13 protein-coding genes and 1 pseudogene are annotated in these 11759 nt (G+C 38.9%); 7 read left to right on the top strand and 7 right to left on the bottom strand.

Annotated elements, in window-relative coordinates:
• The 5 genes and pseudogenes from H6G59_RS25235 to H6G59_RS25255 form a co-directional block, all read left to right on the top strand.
• Positions 1-147, top strand: a pseudogene (locus H6G59_RS25235) (photosystem II D2 protein (photosystem q(a) protein)); the annotation flags it as partial.
• A 1201-nt stretch (positions 148-1348) separates the two neighbouring features.
• Positions 1349-3079: an iron uptake porin gene (locus H6G59_RS25240; protein WP_190720255.1), complete on the top strand. Its 1731-nt coding sequence runs from the start codon at positions 1349-1351 to the stop codon at positions 3077-3079.
• Positions 3080-3320: 241 nt separating this feature from the next.
• The gene (locus tag H6G59_RS25245; protein ID WP_071190537.1) at positions 3321-3761 is read left to right on the top strand and encodes an RrF2 family transcriptional regulator; all 441 of its coding nucleotides are present in this window, start codon (positions 3321-3323) and stop codon (positions 3759-3761) included.
• 17 nt (positions 3762-3778) lie between these two features.
• Positions 3779-4741: a cysteine synthase A gene (gene cysK / locus H6G59_RS25250; protein ID WP_190720258.1), complete on the top strand. Its 963-nt coding sequence runs from the start codon at positions 3779-3781 to the stop codon at positions 4739-4741.
• 59 nt (positions 4742-4800) lie between these two features.
• Entirely contained in the window at positions 4801-5487 is a 687-nt protein-coding gene (locus H6G59_RS25255) for a J domain-containing protein (RefSeq protein WP_190720261.1), read from the top strand.
• A gap of 20 nt (positions 5488-5507) precedes the next feature.
• Here the strand turns inward: H6G59_RS25255 and H6G59_RS25260 are convergent, their stop codons facing one another.
• From H6G59_RS25260 to H6G59_RS25280, 5 genes are all read right to left on the bottom strand, one after another.
• On the bottom strand, positions 5508-5900 hold the full coding sequence (locus H6G59_RS25260; protein WP_190720331.1) for a putative toxin-antitoxin system toxin component, PIN family: 393 nt from the start codon (positions 5898-5900) through the stop codon (positions 5508-5510).
• Between the two features lie 108 nt (positions 5901-6008).
• Positions 6009-6245, bottom strand: a complete 237-nt coding sequence (gene vap15, locus H6G59_RS25265) for a type II toxin-antitoxin system VapB15 family antitoxin (protein ID WP_168535812.1) — start codon at positions 6243-6245, stop codon at positions 6009-6011.
• Between the two features lie 35 nt (positions 6246-6280).
• Positions 6281-6526 (bottom strand): pepsin/retropepsin-like aspartic protease family protein, encoded by a 246-nt coding sequence (locus H6G59_RS25270; RefSeq protein WP_190720264.1) that lies wholly within the window; start codon positions 6524-6526, stop codon positions 6281-6283.
• A complete protein-coding gene (locus tag H6G59_RS25275) occupies positions 6523-6795 on the bottom strand; it encodes a hypothetical protein (protein ID WP_190720267.1) in 273 nt (90 codons plus the stop codon). Before H6G59_RS25275 ends, H6G59_RS25270 begins: the two co-directional genes overlap by 4 nt.
• A 101-nt stretch (positions 6796-6896) precedes the next feature.
• Positions 6897-7973: a restriction endonuclease gene (locus tag H6G59_RS25280; protein WP_190720270.1), complete on the bottom strand. Its 1077-nt coding sequence runs from the start codon at positions 7971-7973 to the stop codon at positions 6897-6899.
• A 200-nt stretch (positions 7974-8173) separates the two neighbouring features.
• Here H6G59_RS25280 and H6G59_RS25285 point away from each other — a divergent pair, with 200 nt between their 5' ends.
• Positions 8174-9046, top strand: a complete 873-nt coding sequence (locus H6G59_RS25285) for a 6-carboxytetrahydropterin synthase (RefSeq protein WP_190720273.1) — start codon at positions 8174-8176, stop codon at positions 9044-9046.
• 221 nt (positions 9047-9267) lie between these two features.
• Here H6G59_RS25285 and H6G59_RS25295 read toward each other — a convergent pair whose 3' ends face one another.
• The gene (locus H6G59_RS25295) at positions 9268-10254 is read right to left on the bottom strand and encodes a PrsW family glutamic-type intramembrane protease (protein ID WP_190720276.1); all 987 of its coding nucleotides are present in this window, start codon (positions 10252-10254) and stop codon (positions 9268-9270) included.
• Positions 10247-11167 carry a class I SAM-dependent methyltransferase gene (locus H6G59_RS25300; protein ID WP_190720279.1) on the bottom strand — a complete coding sequence of 307 codons (921 nt, stop codon included), beginning with the start codon at positions 11165-11167 and terminating at the stop codon, positions 10247-10249. Before H6G59_RS25300 ends, H6G59_RS25295 begins: the two co-directional genes overlap by 8 nt.
• An 82-nt stretch (positions 11168-11249) precedes the next feature.
• Between H6G59_RS25300 and mscL the strand changes: the two genes are divergently transcribed.
• Positions 11250-11678 (top strand): large conductance mechanosensitive channel protein MscL, encoded by a 429-nt coding sequence (gene mscL / locus H6G59_RS25305; protein ID WP_190720282.1) that lies wholly within the window; start codon positions 11250-11252, stop codon positions 11676-11678.
• Positions 11679-11759 lie beyond the last annotated feature (81 nt).

Raw genomic sequence — 11759 nt, forward strand, 5'->3', positions numbered from 1 at the left:
GCAGCAGAAGACCCAGAGTTTGAAACTTTCTATACCAAAAACATTTTGCTGAACGAGGGTATCCGCGCTTGGATGGCTCCTCAAGATCAACCCCACGAACAATTTGTATTCCCTGAAGAAGTATTACCACGTGGTAACGCTCTCTAATTGCATGATGAATTAACTAACCCTTTTAACATTCATCACTTTTAATTTATCCTCCACCAATTGGTGGGGGTTTTTTTATCTTTATAATTTATATTTTCTATTGCCAAGCTAATTTAATGTGTTATAGTAATTCAAGGTTACAAACCCAGAGTTTTTTGCTCTGCCTTTTTGAAATTAAGACCGATTAGGCAACAAGGAGGTGATGCCCATGATAGAAAGTAGTATAACCATGGGTCATCAGGTTGCAGTTAGCCGGCTGTGCGCCGGGGCTGTTCTCTAGAAGTTAGTCTTAGTTATCCTGAGATACTAAGTTAGCTCAATTTACTAGGCAAGCTTGGAGTTCCTTCCGGCAGTCTGGTTGCAACCTGAAGACCCGCTAGACCGCCCTATGTTAGATCTTCTGATTTAACTTAGGGCGGATAGTTTTTTATGGGTAACTTTTGGTGTATTGACCAACTTAGAGATTTTAGATTTGTTTCACGTAGCGTGCTTCTCTCAAAGCAAGTATTAAATAAGTTTGGGTGATTTTAACCGTGTTTAAATTTTAGATTTTGTATCTTCAATTCCATTATCCAAAATTTAAAATATAAAATTCGGTGATCAGAACTTATTTCCCAAGGCAGGTAGAAACCCCGCCCCTTGTGGGCGGCTTAGTTTTCCCTGTTGCCCGTTGCCTGTTCTCTATTCCCTTTCATCTGCAATTTGCTGTATTAAAGCAATGTTCTATAGCTATTTGTAGTTTGTTACGTATCGTTTTAGGTTGATATGAGATAGGTTCGGGTAGCAAAGTGATTCAATCAACCAATTTAAGTTCGTCAAGTAAGTTTGGCGGAACCTTCTGAGTCAAGCAAACATCTTTTATATATAGAGGTCTCTGCCAGCAAAGTCATAACTACACATGATGTAGAAAGATTTGAAGCTAAAGGGAGTCATTTCCCATTTGACAGTTGTTTAATAGATTAAGCTTATCTTGCTCATCAGACTTAGATATACTATAATAGAAACCTATGGCTAAATGTTTTTACATAAGTTAATTACATCAATATTTAACGATTCGTTAATCAGTTATTAGCTTTGTAAAAACTAGAATTGTAGTAATGGCAGCTATGCCTTATCCACAGGTTTCAGCAAGATATCAAATTTCTGAGAAGTAGGTACACTACAACAGCTATCTATATAAGGTGTGAGGAGTAAAAGAAAGATGTCTAATCTCTTGTGGAAGTCCCTGGTAGTAAGCCCAGCAGTGTTGGGTGCAACGTTGTTACTTTCAGGAACAGCGATGGCTACACCTGCCGCTGGCAACGCGGCTCCAAATGCTACCACTGAAGTATTAACACTAGAAACACAAGCAGCAACAGAAGTTGTTAAACAGCCTGAAATATTGGCTCAAGCAACCAAAGATGCTCAAGTTTTAGATCAAGTTAAACGCTACAGTAACGAAGGTCAAAATTTACAGTCTCAAGTAACATCAGTTTCTCAGTTTTCCGATGTTCAACCCACTGACTGGGCATTCCAAGCCTTGCAGTCATTGGTTGAGCGCTATGGTTGTATAGCTGGTTATCCCAATGGTACATATCGGGGTAATCGTGCTTTAACCCGTTATGAATTCGCAGCTGGTTTAAATGCTTGTTTAGATCGGGTGAATGAATTGATTGCCACAGCAACAGCTGACTTGGTGACAAAACAGGATCTAGCAACATTACAGCGGTTACAAGAAGAATTTTCCGCAGAATTGGCAACTCTACGCGGTCGTGTAGATGCTTTAGAAGCACGCACTGCTGAATTGGAAGCTAATCAGTTCTCTACTACCACCAAGTTGCAAGGTGAAGCTATTTTTGCTTACACTGACTCTTCCATAGCTAATGAAAATGGAGTTTTTCAAGATAGAGTACGTTTAAATCTGCAAAGCAGCTTTACAGGTAGAGATATGTTAACCACCCGTCTATCTGCGGGTAATTCAACAGGCTTGAGCTTAAACACTGGTGGCGGTGCAGAAGGTAAACAAACCTTTGAGGTTGGTAGCACTGGTAATAACAATGTCAGGCTAGACAAATTGACCTATGAAGCTCCTATCGGGCCAGCACAGGTTTACATTGCAGCTAGTGGTGGACAACATAGCGATTATGCTGCTGTGAATAACCCCTACTTCTTCGATAAAACTGATGGTGGTAACGGTGCTTTAAGCACTTTTGCTTCTGAAAACCCCATCTATCGGATTGGTGGTGGTTCAGGTATTGCACTTAATGTGCCTTTTGGTCAAGGTGGTGGTATCCTCAAACCAAGTTCACTAACTGTGGGTTACTTGGCTTCTGAAGCTAATAACCCTGCTGCTGGTTCTGGTTTGTTTGATGGTAATTATGCTGCTTTAGGTCAGTTGAACTTTAATGTTGGCAATCGCATTGCCTTAGCTGCAACCTATGTACATGGTTATAATGGTGCAGATAGTGCTTTATTTGACTCTGGTTTAGGACTTACTCAACCTGGTACAACAAGAGGTCTTGGTATAGTAGGTACTAACCAAGCTAACAGTCTCAGTACAACCAACGCCTCTTCTAGCAACTCCTACGGGCTTTCAGCAGCTTTCAGACCTAGCGACAAGCTGTCGATTAGTGGTTTCGTTTCTTACCACGATGTCACAGGCTTCGGTGCTAATGATGACTATGAAGCTTGGAGCTACGGAGTTGGCCTAGCATTACCTGACTTTGGTAAGAAGGGTAACGTATTGGGTATTTTCGGTGGCGCTCAACCTTATTCCTTCAACAATAATCGTGCTGGTGCTGATACTCCTTACCAAGTTGAAGGTTTCTACAAGTATCGCGTCTCCGATAACATTTCTGTCACTCCTGGCGTAATTTGGGTAACATCTCCCGGACAGAGCAGCAACAACGATGATGCCTTTATTGGTACTCTGAGAACAACTTTCACCTTCTAGAAGATTGATATTTGTTGACAATCTTGAAACTTATTTTTTCCCGCCATATGGCGGGTTTTTTATTTTGGGGAGGAAAAAATAACAAACCCCAGTGGTGAACCGGAGTATACTAGGAGAAGGGTGAAGCGTGTTTGTGTAGGGTTTCTCAGAAAAGTCTACAATTTTGAATTTGAAATTTTGAATTGTTTACCCTTCATCCTTCAGCTTTCATCATTTATCCTTTATTCTTAAATTGCTGCTTGTGGAACTATCTTGTAAATCAGAATACGCAATTCTTGCCTTATTAGAAATGGCAATTCATTACGAAAGCGGCGAACCAATGCAAATTCGACAAATTGCCGCGCAACAAAATATACCAGATCGATATTTAGAACAGCTGTTAGCTACCTTACGGCGTGGAGGGATAGTAAAAAGTCTACGGGGTTCAAAAGGCGGCTATTTTTTGGCGCGAGAACCTTGGAAAATTAGCGTTTTAGATATATTGGAATGTTTAGAAGGATTAGATGTGCGTCCTGGGGAGGAAGATACTAATAACCCTAAAAGTACAGATAGTGCGATTGTGGACGAAATTTGGCTAGAAGCTCGTCAGGCAGCAAATTCAGTCCTGCAAAAACATTCACTTCAGGATCTTTGTGAAAAGCGAAATGCAAGGCGGCAATTAGATATCATGTACTACATTTAAAGAAAGAAAAATTGATTATGCGGATTGCTCAGAATATTACAGAACTAATTGGACGAACACCTTTAGTACAGTTAAACCGCATTCCCCAAGCAGAAGGATGTGTGGCGCAAATTGTGCTGAAACTAGAAAGTATGAATCCCTCTTCTTCAGTCAAAGACAGAATTGGGTTGAGTATGATTAGTGCTGCTGAGGAGGAAGAACTGATTACTCCTGGGAAAACTATATTGGTGGAGCCGACATCTGGAAATACAGGAATTGCTTTGGCAATGACAGCGGCTGCTAAAGGGTATAGATTAATTTTGACTATGCCGGAGACTATGAGTGCCGAGCGACGGGCAATGTTGCGGGCTTATGGTGCTGAATTGGAACTCACACCAGGGATTGAGGGGATGAGTGGGGCAATTCGCAGAGCGCAGGAAATTGTGGATAGAACCCCTTATGCTTATATGTTGCAACAGTTCCGCAATCCGGCCAATGCCAAAATCCATCGGCAAACGACAGCAGAAGAAATCTGGGAAGATACCGACGGCAAGGTAGATATGATTGTGGCTGGGGTGGGTACAGGTGGTACGATTACTGGTGTGGCTGAGGTGATGAAGGCACGCAAACCAAGTTTTCAAGCGATCGCAGTTGAACCAGCTAATAGCCCAGTGTTATCGGGCGGTAAACCTGGCCCTCACAAGGTTCAGGGCATTGGGGCTGGCTTTATTCCCCAAGTGTTAAAAGTAGAATTGATTGATGAAGTAATTACAGTTACGGATGAAGAAGCGATCGCTTATAGTCGGCGTTTAGCCAGAGAAGAAGGGCTATTATCTGGGATTTCCAGCGGTGCTGCTTTGTGTGCGGCTATTCGTGTCGCTCAACGTCCTCAAAATCAGGGACGCTTAATAGTCATGATTCAACCGAGTTTTGGTGAGAGATATTTGAGTACACCATTGTTCCAAGATTTAGAAGCAAAGGTTGCAACAAGTATCAGCTAACGATACGTTAGATTAAATCAGTTAACTAATAACTGATGATTGATAACTGTTAGCTGATCATGGTCGATTCTAACCACTACGAAACCCTGAAAGTTAATTCCAAAGCCAGCCAAGCGGAAATTAAACAAGCTTATCGCCGCTTGGTTAAGCTTTTTCATCCTGATACTCATCAGAAGACAGCAAATAATGAGCAAATTATTCTCATTAATGCGGCTTATGAGGTTTTAGGCGACACTCAAAATCGCCAGCACTATGACCAAAAGCTGCGACATAATTCTCAAAAATCAAGTATTCCCAAGCCAAAGCGTAATTCTGAGCAAAAACCTTACCAAACAACCAGGCCAACGGGAAGAGATGCTGATGAACAAGTCGAAGAATGGTTGCGTAGAGTTTATAAACCAGTAAATCGCATACTTTGTACCATTCTCAGTTCTCTAGATGAACAACTGGAGGAATTAGCCGCAGATCCTTTTGATGATGAATTGCTAGACGAATTTCAGGATTATTTAGAATCTTGTCGAGAAGACCTGAAGGAAGCTCAAATTAGATTTCGTTCTTTACCTAATCCTGCAACTTTCGCAGCAGCAGCAGCCCATCTCTATTATTGTTTGAGTCAAGTTGCAGATGGAATAGAAGAGTTGGCTTATTTTCCGTTAAGCTACGATGATCGCTATTTGCACACAGGTCAAGAATTATTCCGTATAGCTAAAAGATTGCAGCGTGAAGCGCAAGAATCGGTAGGTTGAAAAATGTAGCAATATCAATTTTATAATTTATGTAAAAGTTCTTGATAAGTAACAATTTCAGTATTTTCAAATTTTGTCATCACTAATAAATCTTGATCACCAGTGACTAAAAAATTTGCGTCACTATCTTTTGCTAGTGCTAAAAGATAATTATCTTTTGCATCCCGACAAATAAAAACTTCTGAGGTTATATTTATAAATACACAAATAGTTCGTAAAAGTTGAATTAATTCATCGACTTTGTTAGACGGAAAATATTTTTGTAATTTAGAACGTTGAGTTACTAAAGTAATTTCTTCTAATATTTGTTCAGAAATTACTACTAGAATTTTTTCTGCAACTAAAAGGTTTTTTAAATCTTTCAGTTCTTTACTAATCAAAAAACTAATCCAAAGATTGGTATCAATAATTATCTTATATCATTTTACTTTGAAGCTGCACATAATTAAGACAACTCCAAACTATTGCTATATCTAAATTTTAAGATTTTCAATTCTGTGCAAGCTCAATGAAAATTGATATTAACTGCTTTGTTTTCTGTCATAAATTTGAGAGCGGACAATTTCAACCTCTTCAGTAATTTCTGCTAATGATAATTCATCAGTTTGAAATACTTCCAATAACTCTGTTAATTTATGATTCAAGGTTTCTTTTTCTAGTTCTTTGCTAAGTAACAATTTTTCTGAATCAGAAAGTTGTTTAACTAGAGTCAGAATTTGCTCAAATGTCAATGGCAATTGATAGGTATTTTGTAGCATAGTGTTAATTCTCCTACTTTTGATCAATCCTTATATTATACATTGTCTTTATATTCATACAAAATTGTTTCAATGACTGGAACATTAGAATTATCAGCTAGATTTGCGTCGATGCGAGCAAGATAGGGCAGTCCAAGTTTACTAATTGCATCTGCTGCTAAAGTTAAGAAATCTTCAAATTCTGTATCAACAACACATCCAATTTCTATATTTAATCCTTCTGGTAAATGAAAAATTACATTAATTCGAGCTTGCAGCCCAACTACAGTTCCATGTATCACTGTGCTGTCCTGATCAATGTACCACCAACAGCATAAACTGCGTTAAAGCCAATTCGTCCTGCCCAAATTGGTGCATCAACTTGTTTAGTTTGTATTTTGCGACTTGTGATTATTAAATCATCACCAATTTTATATTCACCTGTTTCTACATTAATTGAAATAATTTTACCAATGTTTTCTGCCGTCTCTACTAGAGGGAGAATTTTATTTTCATAAAGTTCTTTGCCACGTTTGGTAATTTCTTCACCACTGAGTTTAGGGTAAGACATAGGGACAATTTTTAACTCCAAGTTAATAGACTTATGGTGCTATTCTAAGACAGAAGCTACAGCTAATTATTAGTTCACGAGGCTGTCTTCTTTCTTGGTTACTAACTTACAATTCCTTTCAGTTTCTCTCCTGGAAGTACTTTAGGTTGATTTATTACTTCGGCTGAAGGAGAAATGTATTTAATAGCAAGTATACGTACCTCTATCACTTCTAGAAAATAGGGCTTTAGGAATTTAATTGTATACACTCTCCGCCTCACATCTTCAGATGATGAGTAATTACTATTAGTAAAGCCTATCATACTCCAAGAAACATCTTTTATTCTTTCCAATTTTATAGTTAATTCTGGGTTGATAGAGCCACCATATTTTAGAAGTAAGTTTTCGCAGTCTGTATATATTCGTTCAAAAACTGTAACAAGAAATTCTTGCCATGATAGTTGACCTTTATTAGACAGATTCTTTAAATCCTTTTTTTCAAAAACATTAGTAATGGCTTCTATTGCAGATACATCATAACTCTGCAAATTGGTACAAATAGTTTTATTAACTGCTTCTTCTGCTTTTTGATGTCCTAAATCATCTGCCAGAAAGTAATTCAGGAAAACACCAAAATAGTTAACAGATTCACAAAACTTTGTAGCTACTAAAATAGTTAATGGGTAGACTACAATTTTTACTTCTTCTATTTGTTGCTGATTTGTAAATATTCTTTCCCACTCTGAATAGTATTTTTTGAGCAGGTCATGATTATTTTCATTTGCTAAATAGCTGCATATATCTTCCCAGAAAACTATATTTACAGGAAATTTTGCTTCTAATTTGCGTTTTTCGTTCAAGTCCCTAATAAAGTCCTGGATTTTGGTATCTCTTGATTCTGTGCTTGCGATAATATACTCGCTAATTGGTGAGGAAAAATTCTCTGCTTTTGCAATTTCTATCTCAATTTTATGCTGAGTTAGAGTATTGTCTTGATAGCGTTTACACTGAACAGCTAAGTAGTTACCAGAGCCATTTTGCTGACCATAGATATCAATACCATTTTGAGCTTGTCCACTTCTTCCATATCTCTGTGCATGGGGATCTTGCCACCGACGGGTGTAAATTTCCCACATAATATCCTCGAATTCATCCCAGGACTTAGGTTTAGGCAAATCACTTGTAGAAGGTGTAGGCATGGTTAATTGAAACTTTGGAAGTTAAACGTATTACAATATAGTACTTAAAATTAACACTTCTGGCCTTAGCCCTACCAATTGTTACCAGTTAAAAAACAACTGACCACTGACCACTGACCACTGACCACTAAGCAACAAATTAGTTTACACTGGTAATAGTGAAAGATTAAGAAATTTTAAGCTCTGCTCCCAGTGTACTCATGCAATGTATTGTAAATCGCCGCGCTCAGTTTTCGGCAAGTCATCGGTATTGGTTGCCAGAACTGAGTGAAAACGAAAATGTGGAAAAATTTGGTCTTTGCTCGAAATTTCCCGGTCACGGACATAACTATGTTTTATTTATTTCCCTCGCTGGGGAATTAGATGAATATGGTATGGTGCTGAACTTGTCTGATGTAAAACAAGTAATTAAGAGGGAAGTTACCAGTCAACTAGATTTTTCTTATCTCAATGATGTGTGGACAGAATTTCAACAAACTCTTCCCACCACAGAAAATATTGCGCGGGTGATTTGGGAACGTCTCGCACCCCACTTACCTTTAGCCCGCGTGCAGTTATTTGAACATCCTGAACTTTGGGCAGATTATATGGGCAACGGAATGGAAGCATACTTAAGTATTAGCACTCACTTTAGTGCCGCACACAGACTCGCTCATCCTGATTTGAGTTTAGAAGAGAATACAAAGATTTATGGTAAATGCGCTCGTGTGAATGGACATGGACATAACTACCATTTAGAAGTCACTGTGAAAGGAGAAATTGATCCTCGCACGGGTATGACTGTAGATTTAGGTGCGTTGAATCAGGTGATTGATGATTATGTAGTACAACCATTTGATCACACTTTCTTAAACAAAGATATTGGTTTCTTTGCCAAAGTTGTTCCTACTGCTGAGAATATCGCACTTTATATTAGTAACGTATTGCGATCGCCTATTCAAGAGCTAGGAGCCAAGCTGTACAAGGTCAAACTCATCGAAAGCCCCAATAATTCTTGCGAAATTTACGCTGCTGATTCAGAAACAACATCTGCTAGTGCAGCCGTTAGTCAACCAGTATTGGCAAGAGTTTAACTAATTCGTAATTCGTAATTCGTAATTCGTAATTCGTAATTATTGGGTTTAATTTCCCAACTCTTGGATTTGAAACAATCTTGAATTAGGAATTATAAATTATCAATTACGAATTACTTTAAAACATTGGCAATAATCTCATAGCGATTTCTGTTATCGCCTGCGAATAACTCTAAATCAGCGGTAGTCCAACGTACAGGAGTTGCTTGCATAAAAATCTCCTAGTATTTTCCTAAGTTTAAAAAATACCCACGATCGGCTAAATATCGTAAATAGCGATAAATTAACCAGGACAAAACTCCTAAAAAGAAATTTAGTGCTACTTGTTCAAGTATAAACGAGAAAATATCAGGCTCAAACAGTCGCTCCCACCGCAAAGGACTAAGTTTTCTAGCGAGAATAAACAACCCCAAAATAGCATTTCCACCTAGTAAGAGTATTAACAATACTAAACCCCTTTGCCAATAACGAGTTTGGGGTGTATGACCGGAAATTAGAATAATAGAACGTTGGCGTTTTATTCTTCGCAGTAGTTGCTCTAATCGCCAAAACATCCACAACAGAAAAGGAAATAAAGCATAACCAAGAAAATGTATTGGACGTGGATAAACCCAAGCCCTAGAGAAAATATTCACCAAAGCATGAAAAAAGACAGAATTTAACCAAGCCGTAAAAATCAAATTTCTGTCTCGATTTAAACGCCTTGTGGAAGAAATATATATTCCTAGGGCATAACCCCAAGGCGCAGAAAACAGAGGATGTACAGGAGTGCTAATCAGCCGTTCTAGAATTGATGCTGTACCGTGAAACCAGTAAATCCAGTTTTCTTCAGCACCAAATCCTAAAGCCACAGCTATGGTAAAGATGAAAACTGTAGTGGCACGAAATCGGTATCTGCGTTGAAGATAGCAGAGAGGGATGATAACTGCTACTAACTTACAGCCTTCTTCAATTGGCGCTATTACCATCATCTGCCGCAGGGAAAAGCCAAAAAAAGACCGCTGTATTTTGGACCAATCTAGAACCGAGTTAGCAACAGTTTCTACCCCCCATTCTAGTCCCAGGGCTACGAAACCAGATATTCCCCCAATAATGAAGAAAAATAGCAATTGTCGCAGAGGTGGGGCAGCAGGAGTTCTGCGGTAATAAAACCACAAAAACAGCAGCGGTGGAATAACTGCCCACAGTGGTAGAAATAAATTAGCCACTCACCTGAGCAATTACAGTCCGGTGACGAGGACTGTTGCTAGTAATGTTGGGAGTTTGGAAACCTGCCGCTACTAAAGCTTGCTCAATATCTAAGCTGAAATATTCATCTAAATAAGGTTCGGTACTTTTGAGCAAAGTTAGAATATACGTTGGCATTTTCTTGTAAATTTCCGATTTGGGGTTCATGTCCATAATTGCTAAATGCCCACCAGGACGCAAAACACGTCTTGCTTCTGCCAAAATATTTCTGGTTGCTGACTGCGGTAATTCATGACACATGAGAAAAATGGAAACTAAATCAAATGATTGATCTGGTAATCCTGTAGATTCAGCAGCACCATGAACCCAGTTAATTTTAGCTTGACGTTGTTGGCTACGATAGTTAGCAACTGCTAAGAAGTAGGGAGATAAATCTAAACCAGTAATCTTGGCTTGGGGATAAACTGTTTGTAAAGCAAAAGTACTCATTCCCACACTACAACCTAAATCTAGGATGTCTTTTGGTGGCTGGGAAATGGAACTTTCGACGATGTTATGGTAGCTTTGGCGTAGTTTTTCATCACCTTGGGCTTCGGTATCTTGCCAAATCTTAGCATGGACGGCATGAGCAGCAGATTCTACTTCAAATGCAGCTTGCCAACTGAGATTTCCGGTTTCGTAAGCGTGGAATGAGGTAACGTAGTAGTCTGGGTAGGTTAGCTGAGAATTTTGGACTTGAGCTAAATCAGTTGCCCAATCACGCGATCGCAGTTGTTCTACCTCTTTTGTCCAAAACACGCCTATTTTTTCAGCGCGTTTAATCATCATTTGTCTGGCTTGGTGTTTGGCTAGGTTCGCTAATGGTTTAATGGAAAGGATGCCATTCACGAAGCGGGAAGCTAAATCAGGAGTGGTTGTGACAGCAGCAGTCATAAATTAATTTTTGTTGAACAGCCTTTTTAATTTATGACATATTTGCTGGAATTGAGTCTAGAAAGGGGTGTAATTAAAATATATGGCCAGAGCAAATCGTAGAACCAGGACTTTTATTCAAGATTTTCGAGACTTTGCTCTCAAGGGTAATGTAGTGGATTTAGCGATCGCTGTAATTATTGGTGGAGCTTTTGGCAAGATTATCTCCTCTTTTGTAGAGGATGTGATTATGCCACTCATTAACCCCTTGGTTGCTTTCGCTGGCAAAGATTGGAGAACAATTACTATTGGTCCAGGAGTTGCCATTGGCAAATTTCTCGGTTCCATTGTTGATTTTGTCATCATTGCCTTAGTTTTGTTTGTGGCAATTTCTGCTTTACAGAAATTCAAAAGAAGAGAAGAAGTGGCTGCTGCCGAACCATTACCACCAGATCCTAGCCTTGTGGCTCAAGAAAGACTCACTGAGTCTCTGGATCGACTAACGCAGACTTTAGAAACTCGAAATCTGTAATTATAGTAAACATCTGGTGCAAAAAAGGATGTAGAGAGGTTATATGCAACGTCTCTACAAAGGTTCTTATTCCTAGTAATT

The organism is Anabaena lutea FACHB-196 (assembly GCF_014698305.1).
Taxonomy (GTDB): Bacteria; Cyanobacteriota; Cyanobacteriia; order Cyanobacteriales; family Nostocaceae; genus Anabaena; species Anabaena lutea.

Bases quoted from the DNA above. Each gene is read 5' to 3' on its own strand.
- H6G59_RS25240 (WP_190720255.1), top strand. From the start codon at position 1,349: ATGTCTAATCTCTTGTGGAAGTCCCTGGTAGTAAGCCCAGCAGTGTTG.
- cysK (WP_190720258.1), top strand. From the start codon at position 3,779: ATGCGGATTGCTCAGAATATTACAGAACTAATTGGACGAACACCTTTA.
- H6G59_RS25255 (WP_190720261.1), top strand. From the start codon at position 4,801: ATGGTCGATTCTAACCACTACGAAACCCTGAAAGTTAATTCCAAAGCC.
- vap15 (WP_168535812.1), bottom strand. From the start codon at position 6,245: ATGCTACAAAATACCTATCAATTGCCATTGACATTTGAGCAAATTCTG.
- H6G59_RS25275 (WP_190720267.1), bottom strand. From the start codon at position 6,795: ATGTCTTACCCTAAACTCAGTGGTGAAGAAATTACCAAACGTGGCAAA.
- H6G59_RS25280 (WP_190720270.1), bottom strand. From the start codon at position 7,973: ATGCCTACACCTTCTACAAGTGATTTGCCTAAACCTAAGTCCTGGGAT.
- H6G59_RS25285 (WP_190720273.1), top strand. From the start codon at position 8,174: ATGCAATGTATTGTAAATCGCCGCGCTCAGTTTTCGGCAAGTCATCGG.
- H6G59_RS25300 (WP_190720279.1), bottom strand. From the start codon at position 11,167: ATGACTGCTGCTGTCACAACCACTCCTGATTTAGCTTCCCGCTTCGTG.
- mscL (WP_190720282.1), top strand. From the start codon at position 11,250: ATGGCCAGAGCAAATCGTAGAACCAGGACTTTTATTCAAGATTTTCGA.